The sequence below is a fragment of the Bradyrhizobium sp. SK17 genome (assembly GCF_002831585.1).
In the GTDB taxonomy this organism is placed as follows: Bacteria; Pseudomonadota; Alphaproteobacteria; order Rhizobiales; family Xanthobacteraceae; genus Bradyrhizobium.
In genome coordinates, this window is sequence record NZ_CP025113.1 from 3,837,371 (window position 1) to 3,857,634 (window position 20,264).

A 20,264-nucleotide genomic window follows, 5' to 3' on the forward strand; every position below is an offset into this window, starting at 1 on the left:
TCCGCATTGCGGAGAGGTCGATTTGCGGAGCAAATCGGGGGAGGGGCGCAGCTCCAACGAGAGACCGTAAACCCTCACCCGGCGCTACGCGCCGACCTCTCCCAAGGGAGAGGTGAACCTCCACCGCTCAGAACATCGTGTTGCTGTTCGCCGGGTTCTCGGGAACCGGTTGCACCACGTCCCAATGCTCGACGATCTTGCCATCCTCGAGCTTGAAGATGTCGATGATCGCGTTGCCGCGGGTGCCGGGCTCGCGCACGGCATGAACGTGCAGGATCACATAGTCGCCGTCGACGAACGAGCGCTTGATCTCGCTGTGCGAGTTCGGGAACTTCTCGCGCAGGAAGGCGATGAACTTGCGGAAGCCGTCCGGTCCGTCGGCCGCGCCGGGATTGTGCTGCACATAGCGGTTGCCGACATAGGCCAGCGCCGCGTCGGCGTCCTTCTGGTTTAGTCCCTTCTCGTAGAAGGCCAGCACCGCCTTGCGGTTGGCTTCCTGCTGCGCTTCGCTGGTCGCGGCCATAGCCGACGACGACGCGAGTGCAAGGAGGAGAGCGGCGACGACTGTCCGTGGCCGGAGAAGGGTGTTCATCTGGAGGCTCCCGAGGCTGAGCGATGGATAGCGCTCTCTACAGCGTCCATCTCCCGCCCGAAAGAACGCACTCCTGGCTCACATGGTCACCGGGAGATACCGGGCCTATGCCGCCTGCGCCGCTGCGCCATGCGCGTGCTTGTCGATGGCGTCGATGATCTCGGGCCACATCGGGATCGGCAGCGCATGGCCCATGCCTTCGATCATCAGCAGCTTGGCGCCCGGGATCGAGACCGCGGTGTCCTTGCCGCCCTCGGGATGCACCAAGGGATCGATGGTGCCGTGGATCACCAGCGTCGGCGCCTTGACGCTGCGCAAGCGCTCCTTGCGACTGCCGGAGGCGAGGATGGCGCGCAGCTGGCGGCCGACACCCTCCGGATTGAGACCGCGCTCAAAGGTGCGCCGCGCACGTTCAGGATCGAGCGCCTCGTCCTCCGGGAACGAGCCGTTGCGCAACACTTTCCAGGTCTGTCCGAAGCGGACGAAATACTCCTCCTTGCTCTTCGGCGGCGGTGCCATCAGCACCGCGGTCGCCTCGCGGGTCGGGCCCGGGATCTTGGGATTGCCTGTGGTCGACATGATCGAGGTCAGCGAGCGCACCCGCTCGGGGAAGGTGATCGCAACCTCCTGCGCGATCATGCCGCCCATCGAGGCGCCGACCAGATGCGCGGTACGGATGCCGAGCGCGTCCATCAGCCCGATCGTGTCGCGGGCCATGTCTGCGAGTTTGTAGGGCGCGGCGACCGGGATCTTCAGGAAGCGCAGCTTGATCAGCTCGAGCGCGGTCAGCCGCTTGCCGCCGCTCATCCGCGACGACTTGCCGATATCCCTGTTGTCGAATCGGATCACGCGAAAACCGCGCGCGGCGAGCTGCCGGCAGAACTCGTCGTCCCAATGGATCATCTGGGCGCCGAGGCCCATGATCAGCAGCAGCGGCTCCGCATTCGCATCGCCAAAGACCTCGTAGCAGATGTCGATGTTGTTGGCGCGGGCAAGCTGCGGCGGCTGATGGGCGAGCGTGGTCACGTGCGTCCTCTTCCGGATTCGAGGTCAGGAACCTGCATGCTGCCATGGATTGACGCAGCGCAGAAGGGCTTCGACGCCGCGGGTCGTGCCGCGCTGTTGACCGATCAGCGGCAACAGTGTCGTATGGCACGAACAAGTGGAAGCGCGACAAGCGCTCGGGATTGGTGAGGAGGAGGGCCGCATGGCCGACAAGGGCAACGACCCTGCCGTGATCTGGCAGACGATGATTGGCGAGATGGAGAAGGGGTTCAACTCCTTCGGCAACCAGTTGATGAGCTCGCCTGAGTTCTCGAAGGTGATGAACCAGGCCGGCGGCGTCGCGGCCGGGGCGCAAAAGCAGCTCGGCGAGCTGATGGAGAAGTATCTGCTGGCGATGAACCTGCCGAGCCGCGCCCAGCTCGTCGGCATGGCCGAGCGCCTGCAATCGATGGAGACCCAGCTCAACGAGATCAAGACGCTGTTGCAGCAGGTGCATCACAATTCGCTGGCGCCGGACGACGGTTATGGCGCGACGCCGCGGCCGCCGCGCACCAAGCGCCCGCCATCCGAGGGAGACGGCACATGAATGCTCCCACCGGGTTTGATTTCGCCTCGATCTCCGAGCGGGTGCAGTCCGAGGTGCAGCGTGCGATCCAGCGCAGCATCAAGGGCGTCGAGTATTTCTCGAGCTCGGGCCCCACGCTCGGCGAGACACCGAAGGACGTGCTGTACTCGCGCGGCACCATGAACCTCTATCACTACCGGCCGCAGGCCGACGAGGTCTATCGCGTGCCGGTCCTGATCGTGATGGCGACCACCAACCGCGGTTACATCCTCGACCTGGTGCCGGGGCAGAGCTTCATCGAATTCCTGCTCAAGCGCGGCTTCGATGTCTACATGCTGGATTGGACCGCGCCGAAGCCCGAGGAGAAGTCGCTGCGCATGGAGGACTACGTCCTCGACTTCATTCCGGAATCGGTCCGCCGCGTGCAGCAGGTCTCCGGCGAGAAGGACGTCTCGGTGATCGGCTATTGCTTCGGCGGCGTGCTCTCGCTGCTCTATGGCTCGATCTTCAACGACGGGCCGATGAAGAATTTGATCTGCTTCACCACGCCGATCGATTTCCGCGAGATGAAGCTGTTCTCGAATTTCGCCGACCGCCGCTACTTCGACGTCGACCGCCTGATCGACAGCACCGGCAACATGCCGCCCGAGCTGATCCTGCAATCGTTCGACATGTTGCGGCCGGCCGCGCGCGTAGCTGGCCAGATCCAGCTCTGGGACAACATCTGGAACGACGAGTTCGTCAAATCGTACCGGATGTTCGACCGCTGGGCGACCGACACGCTGCCGCTGGCCGGCGAATATTTCCGCGCCATCACCAAGGACCTGATGTGGGACAACAAGCTCTACAACGACACCATGACGGTCGGCGGCCGCGCGGCCAGGCTTGCCGACATCAAGGTGCCGATCCTGCACGCGGTCGCCGAGCACGACCACATCGTGCCCTATGACGCGGCAAAGCACCTGATCACCAAGATCGGCTCGGCGGACAAGGAGGAGGTGATGCTGAAAGGCGGTCACGTCTCGCTGGTCGCCGGCGCCAATGCAATCAAGCGGCTGTGGCCGAAACTCGACAACTGGTTGGGCAAGAGATCGACATGACCGAACAACGTTCCTACCCGCGCCACGTCACGACCGAGGCCGGCGACATCGAGTTCCGGCTGATGACGCGGGCCGACGAGGCCGCGGTGCTGGCCTTCGCGCAGAAGCTGCCGACGCACGACCTCCTGTTCCTGCCGCGCAACATCAGCCAGCCGAAGGTGCTGTCGGCCTGGGTCAACGAGATCGAGCGCGGTGACATCACGAGCCTGCTCGCGATCAAGGATGGCAAGGTGGTCGGCTGCGGCACGCTGGTGCGCGATCCGCACTCCTGGTCGCCGCATGTCGGCGAGATCCGGATGGTGGTGTCGCTCGACGTGCGCGGGCAGGGCGTCGGCCGGGCGCTGTCACAGGAGACGTTCGCCATTGCCCTTGGCGCCGGGCTGGAGAAGTTCTCGGTGCAGATGACGGTCGACCAGCGCGCGGCGATCGCGCTGTTCGAAAGCCTCGGCTTCAAGGCGGAGGCCCTGCTGCGCGACCATGTCCGCGATGTCGAGGGCAAGACCCACGACATCGTCGTGCTCGGGCACAACGTGGCGCAGGTCCGGGCGCAAATGGAGGCATATGGGGTGTCGGACGCGGTTGGGGGTAATTAGAAACCGTTCACCGCTGACGCGTTAGGCAATCTGCCGGATTTTCATCCAATTCACAGGTTCGTGATATCGCGCTGCAACATTAATATTGCAGCGCACCATGGGGTGTGCCATAACACCGTTGCCCCGGGCCAATCCGGACGGGGTGAGCCCATAGCTCAAACCTGAGGATGGAGAGACCCCAATGACCACCGAAACCAATTCCGTGCTGAACAGCGTCAAGGAAGCCTTCGCGCCCGTCACCGAGGCGTTCACCAAGCTCCAGAACCTGGAAGTTCCGGAAGCCGCCCGTGAGTTCGTGAAGAAGCAGGCCGAGGCCGGCAAGACCCGCGCCGCCGATGCCTATGCCGGCTCCGAGAAGGTGACCTCCGTGATCGAGTCCGCTGTTGCCGGTTCGGTGACCGAAGCCGCCAAGATCAGCCGCAACATCCAGCAGGCGATCTACCACGACGCCGAGGCGTTCTTCGCCGGCATCGACAAGCTCGCGTCCGCCAAGTCGCTGAGCGAAGCCGCCCAGATCCAGTCGGACCTGGTCCGTGCGCGTGGCGAACTGTTCGTCTCGCGGGCGAAGGCCACCACCGAGTATCTCGGCAAGCTCGTCACCGACGGTGCCAAGTCCGCGCAGGACAACTTCGCCAAGGTCTACGGCAAGACCGCCTGATCGCGCTCGCGCCGACCAACTGCCGCTTTTCGAAGGCCCGCCATGTTGCGGGCCTTCTTTTTTGCCTCACAGTCGTCATCCTGACGTGAAGCTAGTCCTCATCCACAGGTGTCGTCGCCCGGCTCGACCGGGCGACCCAGTACGCCGAGGCCTATCCGCTCAAGCACCACCGTCTCTGGAACACTGGATCACCGCCTGCGCGGGTGATGACACTGAGCAAGCTGAGGGGTGCGAGCGGACGTAAACTAGCATACATTCGAAAGTCCCCATGACCCTTCCCGCAGCCCTTGCCTCTACGCCCGTCGATGCCGAACGTGCCGCCGAGCTGCGGCGCGTGAAGTGGCTGGCGACCGGCGTGCTGGTGGCGACCCTGATCATCTTCATCGCGGCGAAGGCGCTGCTGCCGCTGCATCCGGCCTTCGGCTTCGTCGCGGCCTTCGCCGAGGCCGCGACCATCGGCGGCCTCGCCGACTGGTATGCCGTCGTCGCGCTGTTCAAGCGGCCGCTCGGCCTGCCGATCCCGCACACCGCGATCATCCAGAGCAATCAGCAACGCATCGCCGAGAAGCTCGGCGAGTTCATCGAGAACAATTTCCTGGAGGCCGGCCCGGTCGAGGCCAAGCTGCGCGAGATCGATTTCGGCTCGTTCATCGCCGACTGGCTGCGCGACCGCAAACGGTCGGAGGATCTCGCCCGCTTCGTGCTGCGGATGCTGCCGGAAGCGTTTGCGGCCACCGAGAGCTCGGGCCTGATGCAGTTCATCAGCCGCCGCGTCACGACGCAGGTGCTCTCGATCGACCTCGCGCCGCTCGCCGCCGGCGCGCTGCGCGGCTTCGTGCAGGACGGCAAGCATGAGGGGCTGCTCGACGACCTCTTGCGCGTGCTGCACCAGACGCTGACGCAGCAGGAGACCATGGCCGTGATCCGCGACAAGGTCCGCGCGGAGATGCCGACGCTGCTCAAGCTCTATCGTGCCGACAAGTTCGTGGTGAACCGGATCATCGCCTCGGCCACGAAATTCTTCGAGGAGGTGCGCAACGATCCGCAGCATCCGTTCCGCGGCGAGTTCGATCGCATGCTGCTGTCGTTCGTCGACCGGCTCGGCAACGACAAGACCTTTGCCGACCGCATCGATGGCCTCAAGCGCGATCTGATGGCGCGGCCGGAACTCGCCAATCTCGGGCGCACCATCTGGGCCAACGTCAAGGATTTCATCGCGCGCAGTGCCTCGGGCGAGTCGCAGGTGTTGCAGCATCAGCTTGCAAGGATGTTCGTCGAAGCCGGCGATGCGCTCGATGGCGATGCCGAGCTGCGCAACGAAATCAACCAGGGCCTGGTCGCGATCCTGCGCACGGTCGTTGCCGAGCAGAAGAGCGGCGTCTCGAGCTTCATCGCCGACCAGATGAAGAGCTGGGACATGGAGCAATTGATCGCGTTGATCGAGGTCAATGTCGGCAAGGACCTGCAATACATCCGCTTCAACGGTTCGCTGATCGGCGGACTTGCCGGGCTCGCACTTTACACGCTGGAATACGTGCTGCGGCTGCTGTGACCGATTGGGCACGCAAGTGACTTTAGTTGTGGCAAGTGTGACCTGAACCGCTTGCGCGAAAGTGATCGGTTTCCTAGCTTTTCAAGGTTGATTGTTGCGTTGCGGAACGATTCCGCCGGGTTTGCGTCAATCCTGCTGACCCATTCCTGATGATCCCATTGCCGGCCGCCGCGACGTCAGGGGCCGTGAAGAGGAGCTGAAATGTCGGTTGCTGCGCAGTCGCTACGCCCGCCGTCCCGGACGCTGATGTTTCTGGAAGGCCGCGCCATTCACGAGCTCGGAGCTTTCCTGGGTGCATTGCCGCTGTTGAGCCTCGCGCCGCGTGGTGATGGGCATCCGGTGCTGGTGTTGCCCGGCCTGATTGCCTCCGACATGTCGACGCGGCCGTTGCGCGACTTCCTCAAGAGCAAGGGCTACGCCGTCAGCGGCTGGCGCCAGGGCCGCAATCTCGGGCTGCGCTCCGGCGTGCAGGACGGCATGGTCGACCTGCTCCAGGAGATGAACGAGACCAGCGGCCGCAAGGTCTCGCTGGTCGGCTGGAGCCTCGGCGGCCTCTATGCGCGCCAGCTCGCCAAGATGATGCCGGAGCGCGTGCGCCAGGTGATCACGCTCGGTAGCCCGTTCGCTGCCGGCCCGAAGTCGACCAACGCCTGGCGCGTCTACGAGATGGCCAGCGGCCGCCGTGCCGACGAAGAGGATTCTCGTTTCGGTGGCTCGCTCGCCAGCGCGCCGCCGGTGCCGACCACCGCGATCTTCAGCCGCACCGACGGCGTCTGCGCCTGGCAGGGTTGCCGCGAGCAGGCCTCGTCGATGACCGACAGCATCGAGGTCGAGAGCAGCCATTGCGGCATGGGTCATCACCCGGCCGTGGTCTACGCCGTCGCCGATCGCCTCGCGCAGAAGGACGGCGAGTGGGCCCCGTTCGATCGCAGCGGCTGGCGCAGCTTCGTCTATCCGGATCCGAACCGCTGACTTGCTTGCCTCGCCCCGCCTGCGGGGAGAGGCCGGATCGCATGAAGCGAAGCGCAATGCGATCCGGGTGAGGGGAGTCTCCTCGAGAGCAACTCTCACCGTGAACGCGGAGAGCCCTCCTCATCCCGACCTTCTCAGAGCGAGCTTCGCTCGTCTCGGCCCCGCACGCGGGGAGAAGGGGAAGCACCCGCATTGTCGTGACTCGACAAAACGCGCTATGCGTTGAGGCATGCCGCAGCCGCTTGCCCGCATCGTCGACCAGCTGAAGCGCGAACCGTCGCGCACCGGCTCGATCATCATCACCGTGTTCGGCGATGCCATCGTGCCGCGTGGCGGCGCGGTGTGGCTCGGCACGCTGCTGGAATTCTTCAAGTCGCTCGACATCGACGGCAATGTGGTGCGCACCGCGATGTCGCGGCTCGCTGCCGACGGCTGGCTCGAGCGCAGCAAGCTCGGCCGCAACAGCTTCTATCGTCTCAACACCAAGGGGCGGCAGACCTTCGACACCGCGACCCGGCACATCTATGATCCGCCGCCGTCGGACTGGACCGGCCGTTTCGAGCTGCTGTTGATCGGCAATGCCGAGGACCGCGACGCCGCGCGCGAGGCGCTGAAGAATGCCGGCTTCGGCAGTCCGCTGCCCGGTGTGTGGGTCGCGCCGTCGGGCGTGCCGATCCCCGATGAAGCGTCGCGCGCGATCCGTCTCGAAGTGTCAGCGGAAGACGACAGCGGCCGCCGCCTGCTCAGCGAGAGCTGGCCGCTCGATCGCACCGCGGACGCCTATCTGAAGTTCATGAAGACGTTCGCGCCGCTGCACGGCGCGATCGTCCGGGGCGAGACGCTGAGCGACGCGGATGCCTTCACCGCGCGCATCCTGCTGATCCACCACTACCGCCGGGTCGTGCTGCGCGACCCGCTGCTGCCCTATCAGTTGCTGCCGAAGGACTGGCCGGGCAGGGCGGCGCGAAAACTCTGCGGCGAGATCTATCGCGGCGTGCTTTCGCTGTCGGAACAATGGCTTGACGAGCACGCAACCAATGAAGACGGGGTGCTGCCTAGGCCCAACGGGGCTGTGGCACGCCGGTTCGAGGATGTCTGAACATATTACAAAAATAGGTTGCATTTCAAAATTTGTGTTATATATTACTGCCTAACAACACACTGGGAGGTCGGCCATGTACACGCAGGCGCTCAACTCATCCGACGGCGACGAACGCGGCGTCGAGGATGTCGCCCGTGCCAGTCAGTTCCAGGCCCGCATCGATGCCGATGAGCGTATTGAGCCGAACGACTGGATGCCCGCGGCCTACCGCAAGACGCTGACCCGGCAGATATCCCAGCACGCCCATTCCGAAATCGTCGGCATGCTGCCCGAGGGCAACTGGATCACCCGCGCGCCGTCGCTGCGCCGCAAGGCTGCGCTACTCGCCAAGGTGCAGGACGAATGCGGCCACGGGCTCTATCTCTACGCCGCCGCCGAGACGCTCGGCACCTCGCGCGAGGAGCTGGTCGACGGCATGCTCTCGGGCAAGGCGAAATATTCCTCGATCTTCAATTACCCGACCCTGACCTGGGCCGACATCGGCACCATCGGCTGGCTGGTCGACGGCGCGGCGATCATGAACCAGATCCCGCTGTGCCGCTGCTCCTACGGTCCCTATGCACGCGCGATGATCCGCGTCTGCAAGGAGGAGTCGTTCCACCAGCGCCAGGGCTTCGAGATCATGGTGACGCTGTGCCGCGGCACCGCCGAGCAGAAGGCGATGGCGCAGAACGCGCTCGATCGCTGGTGGTGGCCGGTGCTGATGATGTTCGGCCCGCCGGATCAGGTCAGCCAGCACAGCGACACCTCGACCAAATGGAAGATCAAGCGCTTCTCCAACGACGAGCTGCGCCAGAAATTCATCGACGCCACCGTGCCGCAGGCCGAATTCCTCGGGCTGACGATTCCCGATCCCGGCATGACGCAGAACGAGAACGGCAATTGGGTGCACAGCCTGATCGACTGGGACGAGTTCAAGCAGGTGCTGGCCGGCAACGGTCCCTGCAACCGCGAGCGCCTCGCCGCGCGCCGCAAGGCGCATGAGGACGGCGCCTGGGTGCGCGAGGCGGCTGCGGCCTATGCCGAGAAGCGCAAGCGTCGCCAGCTCGCACAAGCCGCCGAATAAGGAGCGCTCAAGATGGCCACGCCGAACGTTCCGCTCTGGGAAGTCTTCATCCGCAGCCGCAACGGGCTTGCGCACAAGCATGTCGGCTCGCTGCACGCGGCGGATTCGACTCTCGCGTTGCAGGCCGCGCGCGACATCTACACCCGCCGCGGCGAGGGGCTGTCGATCTGGGTGGTGCCCTCGAACGCGATCACCGCGTCGGACCCGTCCGAGAAGGGCATGATGTTCGAGCCGGCGGAATCCAAGATTTATCGCCACCCGACGTTTTACGACGTGCCCGACGAAGTCGGGCATATGTGAATTTCACCCGTCATGGTGAGGAGCCGCGTATGCGGCGTCTCGAACCACGACGCCCCGATCGTAACCGCGGCCATCCTTCGAGACGCCTGCTACGCAGGCTCCTCAGGATGACGCCGGGCAAGTGGATGCAGGTGAACTAGAACATGGCAACCGCCAACATCGAAGTCTCCGAAACGCCGCTGGTGCTGTACGCGTTGCGCCGCGCCGACGACGCGCTGATCCTCGGCCACCGGCTGTCCGAATGGTGCGGCCATGCGCCGGCGATGGAAGAGGATATGGCGCTCGCCAATATGGGCCTCGATCTGCTCGGCCAGGCCCGCGAGCTCTACAGCTACGCGGCCAAGGTCGAAGACCGTGGCAACGACGAGGACAAGTTCGCCTATCTGCGCGACGTCAGGCAGTACCGCAATCTGCTGCTGGTCGAGCAGCCGAACGGCGACTTCGCCCGCACCATGGTGCGCCAGTTCTTCTATGCGGCGTTCGCCGATCTGTACTGGCGCGCGATGATGGCATCGTCCGATCCGACGCTGGCCGCGATCGCGGCGAAGTCGGAGAAGGAAAGCGCCTATCATGTCAGGCATTCGTCGGAGTGGATTGTCCGGCTCGGCGACGGCACCGAGGAGAGCCACCGCCGCGCGCAGAACGCGATCGATGACCTCTGGGCCTATACCGGCGAGATGTTCGCGGTCGACGATGGCGAGCGCGGCCTGATCGATGCCGGCATCGCAATCGATCCTGCGACGCTCAAGGCGCGCTGGCTCAAGACGATTGGCGACATCGTCGACGAGGCGACGCTGGCGCTGCCGAAGAGCGATTGGATGCAGCAGGGCGGCCGCGTCGGCAGCCACAGCGAGCATCTCGGTCATCTGCTCAGCGAGTTGCAGTCCCTCCAGCGCACCTTCCCGGGGGCGACATGGTGACGGCAGCACTCAGCGATGCCGATCTGCGCCGGCGCGCCTGGAGCGCGGCCGCGCAGGTGGTCGATCCGGAAATCCCGGTGCTGACCATCGCCGATCTCGGCGTGCTGCGCGACGTCGCGGTGCACGACGGCCGTGTCGAGGTCGCAATCACGCCGACCTATTCCGGCTGTCCCGCGATGAACATGATCGCGCTCGAGATCGAGCTCGCGCTCGAGCGCGAGGGCATTCATGCGCCGAAGGTCCGTACCGTGCTGTCGCCGGCCTGGACCACCGACTGGATGAGCGAGGACGGCCGCCGCAAGCTCAGGGAGTACGGCATCGCGCCGCCGCTGCCGGGCTCCTCGCGCCGCGCGCTGTTCGGCGAGCAGCAGGTCGCGTGCCCGCAATGCGGCTCCGGCGATACCGAGCTGCTCTCCGAATTCGGCTCGACCTCCTGCAAGGCGCTGTGGCGTTGCAAGAGCTGCCGTGAACCCTTCGACTACTTCAAGTGTCATTGATCATGATGTCGTTTCGAGCTGCCAAGTCCGTCATTGCGAGCGAAGCGAAGCAATCCATTTCTCTACACGGAGATAGATGGATTGCTTCGTCGCTTCGCTCCTGGCAATGACGGGGAGAGATAGGCGATGTCCTTGACCCCGCGATTCCACCGTCTGTCCGTCAGCGATCTGCGCCGCGAGGCGTCGGACGCCGTCTCCATGACCTTTGCGATCCCCGATGATCTGCAAGGCGACTACCGCTTCACGCCCGGCCAGTACCTGACCTTGCGCACCACGATGGACGGCGAGGAGGTTCGCCGCTCCTATTCGATCTGCTCCGGCCCCGACGATGGCGAGCTGCGCATCGCGGTGAAGAAGGTCGACGGCGGTGCATTCTCGAACTGGGCCGCCGATGAACTCAGAACCGGCGACGAGCTCGACGTGATGACGCCGACCGGCCGCTTCGGCATCGCTCACGCGGCAGGCGAGGCGCGGACCTATGTCGGCTTTGCGGCCGGCAGCGGCATCACCCCGATCCTCTCGATCATCAAGGGCGTGCTGGCGCGGGAAGCGGACAGCCGCTTCTTCCTGTTCTACGGCAACCGCACCACCGAAGGCGTCATGTTCCGCGAAGCGCTGGAGGAATTGAAGGACCGCTTCATGCAGCGGCTGTCGGTGTTCCACGTCATTTCAGGCGAGGAGCAGGACATCCCGATCCTACACGGCCGGCTCGACGGCGACAAGGTGCGCCTGCTGCTGCGCTCGCTGGTGCCGGCCGCGACCGTCGATCACGTCTTCGTCTGCGGCCCCGCCGCGATGAGCGAGACCATCGAGGCCACCTGCCGCGAGATCGGCATCGCCGACGAGCGCATCCATGTCGAACGCTTCGTGTCGGAGTTCGGCGGCAAGCCGCGTCCGAAGGTCGTCGTTGCCGCCGGTGCGCCGCCGAAGGCGATCGCAGGCCTGATCATCGACGGCAAGCACCGCGAGGTGCCGGTGGCCGATGGCGAGTCGATCCTGGATGCCGCGCTGCGCGCCGGCATGGACCTGCCATTCGCCTGCAAGGGCGGCATGTGCTCGACCTGCCGCGCCAAGCTGGTCGAAGGCGAGGCGCCGATGGACCTGAACTATTCACTGGAGCCGTGGGAGCTCAAGGCGGGGTTCATCCTCACCTGTCAGGCCAAGCCGTGCTCCGGCAAGGTCGTGGTCGATTATGACCATGTCTAGCGGTCATTCCGGGCTCGCGCTCCGCGTGCCGCGGAATGACGGAAGTAGCGTTGACCCGCCGAGCGTTGCGCTTGAGATTAGTTTGACACCAAGAGGCCCGCTGTAACGGGCTCGCCCACAGGGAGTTCGATGTGAACGTGAAGGCCACGCTATCATCAGAAGACTTGACGCCGGAAGATCTGGCCCGCGCCTGCGCGGATGCGATGTGGAAGGAAGACGACGCCAGCAAGGGCCTCGGCATGGAGCTGGTCGAGATCAAGCCGGGGCAGGCGACGATGGCGATGACGGTGCAGTCGCACATGGTCAATGGCCAGCGCATCTGCCATGGCGGCTACATCTTCACGCTGGCCGATTCGGCGTTCGCGTTTGCCTGCAACAGCCGCAACGATCGCGCGGTGGCGGCGCAGGGCAATGTCACCTTCATCCGCCCGGGCAAGCTCGGTGATCGCCTGGTGGCGACGGCGCGCGAGGTCTCGCGCAGCGGCCGCTCTGGAATCTACGACGTGCGCGTCACCGCCGGTGACAGCGTGATCGCCGAATTCCGCGGACATTCGCGCGTGATCCAGGGCACCTGGCTGCCGGACACGGACATCAAGGCATAGGGTTGCGGGGGAAACGTCGATGGCAACGGCAAAGCTCAAGGTCAAGGACGGCGGCTACCAAGCCGAGCTCGATGCGGCCGAACGCGCCTCGCGCGACGAGATCATGACGTTGCAAACCAAGCGGCTCGGCTGGTCGCTCAAACATGCCTATGACAATGTCGCGCACTACAAGAAGGCGTTCGACGCCGCGGGCGTGCACCCCACGGACTTCAGGCAGCTTTCCGATCTCGCCAAGTTTCCGTTCACGGTGAAGACCGATCTGCGCGACAATTATCCCTTCAACATGTTCGCGGTGCCGCGCGAGCAACTGGTGCGGGTGCATGCCTCGTCCGGCACCACCGGCAAGCCGATCGTGGTCGGCTACACCAGGGCTGATATCGACACCTGGGCGGATGTGATGGCGCGCTCGATCCGCGCCGCCGGCGGCCGCAAGGGCATGCTGATGCACAATGCCTATGGCTATGGCCTGTTCACCGGCGGCCTCGGCGCGCATTACGGCGCCGAGCGGCTGGGCTGCACCGTGATCCCGATTTCCGGCGGCATGACCGAGCGCCAGGTGCAGCTGATCAACGACTTCCGGCCCGACATCATCACGGTGACGCCGAGCTACATGCTGGCGATCCTCGACGAGTTCAAGCGGCAGGGCCTCGACCCGCGCAAGTCGTCGCTGAAGTTCGGCATCTTCGGCGCCGAGCCGTGGACCAATGCGATGCGCGTCGAGATCGAGCAGGCCTTCGACATGGATGCCACCGATATCTACGGCCTGTCGGAAGTGATCGGTCCCGGTGTCGCGCAGGAATGCGTGGAGACCAAGGACGGCCTGCACATCTGGGAGGATCACTTCTATCCGGAGGTGATCGATCCCTTGACCGGCAAGGTGCTGCCTGACGGCGAGAAGGGCGAGCTGGTGTTCACCTCGCTGACCAAGGAAGGCTTCCCGATCATCCGCTACCGGACCCGCGACCTGACGCGGCTGTTGCCCGGCACGGCGCGGCCCGGCATGCGACGGATGGAGAAGGTGACCGGCCGCTCCGACGACATGATCATCCTGCGCGGGGTCAACGTGTTCCCGACCCAGATCGAGGAAGCCTTGCTGGCGACCGACTGGTGCGGCGGACACTTCGTCATCGAGCTGACCCGCGAAGGCCGCATGGACGAGATGACGGTGCTCGCCGAGGCGCGGCCCGAGAGCTGGGACGGTGCAGGGCTGACCGCACACGCCGAGAAGGTCTCCGCCTTCATCAAGAACACGATCGGCATCTCGACCCGCGTTCGCGTCGTTGCGCCCGAAACGCTGGAACGTTCGCTCGGCAAGGCGAAACGTGTTTACGACAAGCGGCCGAAAGAATAGCCTCTCGCCCGCATCCGTAGGGCTATCGCATATGCGCGCGACTCCCCACAAACTCCGTCATGCCCGGGCTTGTCCCGGGCATCCACGTCTCCATTTCCTTGCGAAGAAAGACGTGGATGGCCGGGACAAGCCCGGCCATGACGAGTGTGGAAATGGCAGCGCCATATGCGATTGCCCTGCCGCAATCCAAGAGGGCGCAGGGCATGGCCGATAGCAATGAAGCAACCGCCGCGGAGATCGTTGCCGCTATAAGCAGCGGCAAGGTGACCGCGGTCAGCGTCGTCGAGGCGGCGCTCGATCGCGCGGAGCGGCTCAAGCACCTCAACGCCTTCATCCTGCTGAACCGCGATGGCGCGTTGGCCGCGGCGCGCGAGGTCGATGCCGGGAAGCGCACCGGCGCGCTGGCCGGGCTTCCCATCGTCGTGAAGGACAACATCAACACGTCGGACCTGCCGACATCGGGCGGCACGCCGGCGCTGCGACACGCGCGGCCCGCGCGCAATGCGCCGTCGCTGCAAAAGCTGCTCGACGCCGGTGCCGTCGTGATCGGCAAGGCCAATCTGCACGAGCTCGCCTTCGGCATCACCAGCACCAATCTCGCGCCGTTCGCAGGACCGGTGCGGAATCCGTACGACACGAACAGGATCCCGGGCGGCTCGTCAGGCGGGACGTCGGCGGCGATCGCCGCGCGGATCACGACCTGCGGCCTCGGATCGGACACCGGCGGCTCGACCCGCGTGCCCGCGGCGCTGACCGGGACCGTCGGGCTCCGGCCGTCGGTCGGCAATGGCGGCGCCGAGCGACGCTATCACGACGACAACCAGGTGGTTCCGATCAGCCATACCCGCGACACCGTAGGCCCGATGGGCCGCACGGTCGCCGACGTCGCGCTGCTCGATTCTGTCATCACGGGCACGCCCCTGGCCACGGCCATTCCGTTGCGCGGTGTGCGCCTCGGCACTCCCGCCTGCTTCTGGAGCGGGCTTGATCGCGATGTCGAAGCCGTCGCCCGCGCAGCCTGCGCCCGGCTCACGGCAGCGGGCGCCGTACTGGTCGATGTCGATATGCCCGGCCTGTTCGAGCAGAACGAAAAGGTGTCTTTCGTGGTCGCGCTGCACGAACCGATCGCCGATATCCCGGCCTGGCTCGCCGCGTCCGGGATCGAGGGGATCACGCTGTCCGACATCGCAGCCGGTGTCGTCAGTCCCGACGTGGTGGGTGCTTTCGGTGCCATCACGGCGGATGCTTTCGGCGCTGCTTATGACGATGCGATCAAGGTCCAGCGGCCGGCGCTTCAGGCGATCTACGCCGCGTATCTCAGGGACAATCGACTGGATGCCATCCTGTTTCCGACCACGATCGCGCCGGCGCCTGTGATCGACGAGAAGACCGGGTCCGGCGAGATGTCGGTCAATGGCGGCGCGCCGGTGCAGACCTTCAGCACCATGATCCGCAACACCGATCCCGGCAGCAATGCGGGCCTTCCCGGCCTGTCGCTGTATGCCGGCATGACGCCTGGCGGCCTGCCGGTGGGGCTCGAGCTCGATGGTCCGGTCGGCAGCGATGCAAAGCTGCTTGGGTTCGGCCTGTCGATCGAGGCGATCCTGGGCGTGGCCCCGCCACCGAAGCTCTGATGTCGTCGCCATCAACAAGCCCCTTGAATTGATCGGTCAGTCGATTAGTCATGTCTGAGGCCGTCAGGCCGCCAATATGACCAAGACTGGAATGCTCATGCCGCCGGCCCCGCAAGCAAATCGTCCTGTCGACGCCCGCTGCGTCCGCCTGCTGGCGAAGGCGGAGAGTGCTGCCGCGGTGGGACCGGTTGTCGAGACGCATGCGCTGTCGCGCGGCGACAACGATGTCCTGATCGAGGTGAAGGCCGCGGCGGTCAATCCATCCGACGTGAAAGCCGCGACCGGGCTGATGCCCTATGCCGTGTTCCCGCGCACCTCCGGCCGCGACTATGCCGGCGTCGTGATCGACGGCCCCTCCGGCTTGATCGGGCGCGAAGTGTTCGGCTCGTCCGGCGATCTCGGCATCCGCCGCGACGGCACCCATGCCACCCATCTGGTGGTCGAGGCCGATGCGGTGGTGGAAAAGCCCGCCGGCATTTCCTGGGACGAGGCGGCAGGGATCGGCGTGCCCTTCGTCACCGCGATGGAAGGCTTGCGTCGCGCCGGCCTGCCGAAGCCGGGCGAGACCGTGCTGGTGATGGGCGTCAACGGCAAGGTCGGCCAGGCCGCGGTGCAGATCGCGAGCTGGCACGGCGCGCGCGTGATCGGCGTGGTGCGCAAGCGCGAGCCCTATGAGGGCCACAGCAATGTGCCGGTCGAGGTGATCGATGCCTCGGCCATGGATGTCGCGGCGCGGGCGCGCGAGCTGACCGGCGGCAAGGGCGCCGACATCGTCTACAACACGGTTGGCGATCCCTATTTCCAGGCCGCGCACAAATCGCTGGCGCTGCGCGGCCGCCAGATCCTGATCGCCGCGGTCGACCGCATCGTGCAGTTCAACATCCTCGAATTCTACCGCGGCCAGCACACCTATGTCGGCATCGACACGCTGGCGTTGTCGTCGGTTGCGACCGGTGAGGTGCTGCGCGAGCTCGCGCCGGGCTTCGCCAGCGGACATCTGAAGCCGTTCCCGATCAAGCCGGGGGCGATCTATCCGCTGGAGCAGGCCAGGGCAGCGTTCGTTGCCGTGGCAGGCTCGTCGCGCGACCGCGTGATCCTGCGGCCGTAATTCACCGTCATTGCGAGGAGTGAAGCGACGAAGCAATCCACTCTCTCTTGTTGCGGTGATATGGATTGCTTCGCGGAGCCTGTCATCGGGCGGCGCTCCGCGCCGACCCGTTGGCTCGCAATGACGAATTCTGAGGGACTTCCATGGACCCCGCCACGATCGTGATCCTCGCTGCCCTGATCATCGGCCTCATCTATGGCTCGGTCGGCTTGCTCAGCGGCTTTTGCATGATGAGCGGCCTGCGCGGCTGGTGGGCGGAGGGCGACGGCCGGCTGGCGCGTACCTATGCGCTGGCAATGGGGGTTGCGATCGCGGCCTCGCAGCTACTGGCCGCGGCCGGGCTCGTCGATCTCGGCAAGTCGATCTATCTGCAACCGTTATTCTCGGCGCCGGTGATGTTCCTCGGCGGGCTGCTGTTCGGCTACGGCATGGTGCTGTCGAACGGCTGCGGCTCGCGGGCGCTGGTGCTGCTCGGGCGCGGCAATTTGCGGTCCTTCGTGGTCGTGATCGTGCTCGGCATCGTCGCCGAGATGACGCTGAAGGGCCTGATTGCGCCAGCGCGGATCGCGATGGTGCAGATTTCGCAGGCCACCGTCGCCGTCAATTCGGTGCCGGCCCTGCTGGCGAGCGCGGGCCTCGGTGCGGTGCCGGCACGGATGGTCGCAGCCTCCGTGCTTGCGGCTGTGCTGATCGCTTTCGCTCTAGCGCACCCACCGTTCCGAAGATCGCCGGGACAGATCGCGGCCGGCCTGATCGTTGGCCTGTTGGTGGCCGGAGGCTGGTATGCGACCGGCCATCTCGGGGCCGACGATTTCAATCCGGTGCCGGTGACGTCGTTGACCTTCATCGCGCCGATCGCCGACGCGCTGCAATACGTGATGCTCTCGACCGGATCGACGCTGAATTTCGGCATCGTCACCGTGTTCGGCGTGTTCGCGGGCAGCCTGATCACGGCGCTTGCCACCGGACGTTTTCAGCTCGAGGGTTACCGTTCGCCGCAGCACATGCTGCGCTCGGCGAGCGGCGCCGCGCTGATGGGCGTGGGTGGCGTGATGGCGTTCGGCTGCTCGGTCGGGCAGGGGCTGACCGGACTGTCGACGCTGTCGCTGTCATCCTTCATCGCCATCGCCGGCATCATGCTCGGCACCGGCGCCGGCCTGCGCGGCGCGCTTCGGGTCAGGCCGCCTGCAACGGCTTGACGCTAAGAAAGCGATGATCTGCGAGATTCCGGATTGCCGTCAAAGGCTGACATTCAAGATGCTTAAGTGAATGTCCGCTAAGGGCCAGAAGCGGACTCGTCCGTCGAAACCCGTCAATTGCCCGCGACCAGTTGCTCATGGAAGAATCGAGCAACGCTCCTGTTAAATTCGCGATGAAACGCTAACCTATCAAACCCCGCGGGCTTGTCGGCGCAGATGCGGGGCAGCGCGGCCTTTAGTTGCGGCGAGCATGGCGCTGCGAACGCAAAGTGCCCGGCAGGCACATCGTGAATCTCTGGCTTTCCCGGTAGCGCACGGGCGACTCTCGCCGTGCCTTCGGGATCAATAACCCCAATTCCAACCTCCGCTCGCCAAAACTGCACTGGAATCGTGATGGCGGCCAAATTTGATTGAGTGAAGAAACCTGGTATCGGGTCGGCGATCACAGCGGCGCGAATGCGCGCGTCCTGTGCCAAGGCAGGAATGTCGGTGTTCCTAATTTGCTCGCAGAATTTCGACGCATCCGTGCAACCGCGCGCAACACGGCCAAAATCTGGCGCGGCTCCAATCAGTGCCAGCGCGGTGTAGCCGCCCTTTGAGAACCCGAACAATCCGATCTTCGCGGGATCGACGACGGCTCTACCATTCCACTCTTGCAGCACAAAATCGAGCAGACGGACCATGTCCGTCGGCCGCGACAAGTAGGATGACAGATCGTCTTTCTTTGAGGAATCGCTCGCGCAATCGCCGGGGTGATTGATTGCCGCAACGACAAATCCGGCATCCGCTAGCGCCGCTGCCGTGTCATGGTGCCCGCCGAACCAGCCGACATAACCATGGGAGATGATGATCAGCGGCAGCTTTGTCCCAGTGACCGGGCAATCCTTCACACCGACAAGACCGTAGTCGACTCCCACCCCCAAGTCGCCCAGCTCCACATCTTTCGGCTTGTCCTGGCATGGATACCAGATCGCGCCCGTCAAGTTAGGACCATGGTTGAAAAGCTGGATACCAGCGGCATCGGCGGAAAAGGCCGAGCAAGAAAGCAGGACAACTAAAGACCAAAATGCCTTGCGCAAATAAGTCTCCCAAGTGTTGAGAGTGGGAAGCAAGCGCAGGAACGTGGGCCGAAATATGTCCGCTATGGGTCACAAGCTGACGTCCCTAAGGGTGAGGTCGAGAGTCGCTTTTACGCTCGAAAGCGGTATCCCGGATTTATGAGGACCGCCCAAGGTTGAGCTGAGGTCGTGACGGATGTTCGCTTCTCTCCGTCGGGAGAGGCGGACCGAATCGGTGGCTTAAACCGTTTCAGTTTAACTTCATCCTGTTTTAGGCCCGCGCCGGTGCATCTGCCAGCGAGCTCAACGCGATCCCGCCGACGATCAGCGCTGCGGCGATCGCCAGCGAGAGATCGATCGGCTCGCCGAGCAGCAGCGCCGCGGTCACGATGCCGACGATTGGTGTCCCCGTCGTGCCGAGCGAGGTCGTCAGCGCCGGCAGGCTCTTGTTGACAACAGACATCGCCCAATAGGCCAGCGCGGTGCCGATGAAGCCGGAATAGAGGAACAGCAGCACGAGGTGTGGCGACCACGTCACGGTGGGGACGCCCTCGGTGACCAGCGCTGTTGTGGTCAGCACCAGCGTGGCGACCAGCACCTGCCACAACAGCAATTGCAGCGGAGTCGCGATCCAGCGGTGCGAGCGGATGTAGATGATGTTCGCTGCCCAGCAGATCGCGGCAAGGATGATCATGCCGGCGCCCGCGATGACGTGCAGATTGCTCCAGTCCAGCGATGCCGGGTTGAGGATGACGCACAGGCCTGCGAGTCCGGAGGCGACCCCGACGAGTTTCAGCGCACCGAGCCGCTCGGTCCGTGCGGCGCCGGCGGCAAGCGCGACCCATAACGGCGTCGTGTAGCCGAGCACGATACCCTTGCTCGCCGGCAGATAGCGCAGGCCGGCGGCGACCAGTGTCGAGAAGAACGTCATGTGCAGCAGCGCCACGCTGAGCACGACAGGAACATCGGCGACCCGAGGAATGATCAGGTTTCCGCTGGCGCGCAGGATCACCAGCAGCGCGACCAGGGCGACCCAGCTGCGGATCGATGCGGTCCACAACGGCGGCACCGCCTCGACCAGCGATTTGGTGACCGACCAGTTGATGCCCCAGGCCAGCACCACGACGACAAACAGGGCGGCGGCCTTGGCGGGAGAAAGCGATTGGTTCACGACAGAATCCTTG

21 protein-coding genes are annotated in these 20,264 nt (G+C 64.9%); 17 read left to right on the forward strand and 4 right to left on the reverse strand.

Going from position 1 to position 20,264, the window contains the following annotated elements; translation table 11 throughout:
• Positions 1-127: 127 nt before the first annotated feature.
• A complete protein-coding gene (locus CWS35_RS17655; RefSeq protein ID WP_371682873.1) occupies positions 128-523 on the reverse strand; it encodes a nuclear transport factor 2 family protein in 396 nt (131 codons plus the stop codon).
• Between the two features lie 174 nt (positions 524-697).
• Positions 698-1,618, reverse strand: a complete 921-nt coding sequence (locus tag CWS35_RS17660) for an alpha/beta fold hydrolase (protein ID WP_100952764.1) — start codon at positions 1,616-1,618, stop codon at positions 698-700.
• 181 nt (positions 1,619-1,799) lie between these two features.
• Between CWS35_RS17660 and CWS35_RS17665 the strand changes: the two genes are divergently transcribed.
• From CWS35_RS17665 to CWS35_RS17750, 17 genes are all read left to right on the forward strand, one after another.
• Positions 1,800-2,183, forward strand: coding sequence for a hypothetical protein (locus CWS35_RS17665; protein ID WP_024579331.1), 384 nt, complete (start codon positions 1,800-1,802; stop codon positions 2,181-2,183).
• On the forward strand, positions 2,180-3,262 hold the full coding sequence (locus CWS35_RS17670) for an alpha/beta hydrolase (RefSeq protein ID WP_100952766.1): 1,083 nt from the start codon (positions 2,180-2,182) through the stop codon (positions 3,260-3,262). Before CWS35_RS17665 ends, CWS35_RS17670 begins: the two co-directional genes overlap by 4 nt.
• On the forward strand, positions 3,259-3,855 hold the full coding sequence (locus CWS35_RS17675) for a GNAT family N-acetyltransferase (protein ID WP_024579333.1): 597 nt from the start codon (positions 3,259-3,261) through the stop codon (positions 3,853-3,855). Before CWS35_RS17670 ends, CWS35_RS17675 begins: the two co-directional genes overlap by 4 nt.
• 181 nt (positions 3,856-4,036) lie before the next feature.
• The gene (locus tag CWS35_RS17680) at positions 4,037-4,513 is read left to right on the forward strand and encodes a phasin (RefSeq protein ID WP_024579334.1); all 477 of its coding nucleotides are present in this window, start codon (positions 4,037-4,039) and stop codon (positions 4,511-4,513) included.
• Positions 4,514-4,781: 268 nt separating this feature from the next.
• Complete coding sequence (locus CWS35_RS17685) at positions 4,782-6,065, forward strand: DUF445 domain-containing protein (RefSeq protein ID WP_024579335.1); 1,284 nt, start codon at positions 4,782-4,784, stop codon at positions 6,063-6,065.
• Positions 6,066-6,266: 201 nt separating this feature from the next.
• Entirely contained in the window at positions 6,267-7,037 is a 771-nt protein-coding gene (locus tag CWS35_RS17690) for a triacylglycerol lipase (protein ID WP_024579336.1), read from the forward strand.
• Between the two features lie 229 nt (positions 7,038-7,266).
• Entirely contained in the window at positions 7,267-8,136 is an 870-nt protein-coding gene (gene paaX, locus CWS35_RS17695; RefSeq protein WP_100952770.1) for a phenylacetic acid degradation operon negative regulatory protein PaaX, read from the forward strand.
• A 76-nt stretch (positions 8,137-8,212) separates the two neighbouring features.
• A complete protein-coding gene (gene paaA / locus CWS35_RS17700) occupies positions 8,213-9,205 on the forward strand; it encodes a 1,2-phenylacetyl-CoA epoxidase subunit PaaA (protein ID WP_100952772.1) in 993 nt (330 codons plus the stop codon).
• A gap of 12 nt (positions 9,206-9,217) precedes the next feature.
• Positions 9,218-9,505, forward strand: a complete 288-nt coding sequence (paaB, locus tag CWS35_RS17705; RefSeq protein WP_024579339.1) for a 1,2-phenylacetyl-CoA epoxidase subunit PaaB — start codon at positions 9,218-9,220, stop codon at positions 9,503-9,505.
• A gap of 143 nt (positions 9,506-9,648) precedes the next feature.
• On the forward strand, positions 9,649-10,425 hold the full coding sequence (gene paaC, locus CWS35_RS17710) for a 1,2-phenylacetyl-CoA epoxidase subunit PaaC (RefSeq protein WP_024579340.1): 777 nt from the start codon (positions 9,649-9,651) through the stop codon (positions 10,423-10,425).
• Complete coding sequence (paaD, locus tag CWS35_RS17715) at positions 10,419-10,922, forward strand: 1,2-phenylacetyl-CoA epoxidase subunit PaaD (RefSeq protein WP_100952774.1); 504 nt, start codon at positions 10,419-10,421, stop codon at positions 10,920-10,922. Before paaC ends, paaD begins: the two co-directional genes overlap by 7 nt.
• A 126-nt stretch (positions 10,923-11,048) precedes the next feature.
• Positions 11,049-12,128 (forward strand): 1,2-phenylacetyl-CoA epoxidase subunit PaaE, encoded by a 1,080-nt coding sequence (paaE, locus tag CWS35_RS17720; protein WP_100952776.1) that lies wholly within the window; start codon positions 11,049-11,051, stop codon positions 12,126-12,128.
• A 131-nt stretch (positions 12,129-12,259) separates the two neighbouring features.
• On the forward strand, positions 12,260-12,730 hold the full coding sequence (gene paaI, locus CWS35_RS17725) for a hydroxyphenylacetyl-CoA thioesterase PaaI (protein ID WP_100952778.1): 471 nt from the start codon (positions 12,260-12,262) through the stop codon (positions 12,728-12,730).
• A gap of 19 nt (positions 12,731-12,749) precedes the next feature.
• A complete protein-coding gene (gene paaK / locus CWS35_RS17730; RefSeq protein ID WP_100952780.1) occupies positions 12,750-14,081 on the forward strand; it encodes a phenylacetate--CoA ligase PaaK in 1,332 nt (443 codons plus the stop codon).
• Between the two features lie 152 nt (positions 14,082-14,233).
• On the forward strand, positions 14,234-15,715 hold the full coding sequence (iaaH, locus tag CWS35_RS17740) for an indoleacetamide hydrolase (protein WP_210202806.1): 1,482 nt from the start codon (positions 14,234-14,236) through the stop codon (positions 15,713-15,715).
• Between the two features lie 76 nt (positions 15,716-15,791).
• Positions 15,792-16,823: a zinc-binding alcohol dehydrogenase family protein gene (locus CWS35_RS17745; RefSeq protein ID WP_245439010.1), complete on the forward strand. Its 1,032-nt coding sequence runs from the start codon at positions 15,792-15,794 to the stop codon at positions 16,821-16,823.
• A gap of 143 nt (positions 16,824-16,966) precedes the next feature.
• Positions 16,967-18,022, forward strand: coding sequence for a YeeE/YedE family protein (locus tag CWS35_RS17750; RefSeq protein ID WP_100952784.1), 1,056 nt, complete (start codon positions 16,967-16,969; stop codon positions 18,020-18,022).
• Positions 18,023-18,135: 113 nt separating this feature from the next.
• Here the strand turns inward: CWS35_RS17750 and CWS35_RS17755 are convergent, their stop codons facing one another.
• Complete coding sequence (locus CWS35_RS17755; RefSeq protein ID WP_100956470.1) at positions 18,136-19,101, reverse strand: alpha/beta fold hydrolase; 966 nt, start codon at positions 19,099-19,101, stop codon at positions 18,136-18,138.
• A 250-nt stretch (positions 19,102-19,351) separates the two neighbouring features.
• Complete coding sequence (locus tag CWS35_RS17760; RefSeq protein ID WP_100952785.1) at positions 19,352-20,251, reverse strand: DMT family transporter; 900 nt, start codon at positions 20,249-20,251, stop codon at positions 19,352-19,354.
• Between the last annotated feature and the right edge of the window lie 13 nt (positions 20,252-20,264).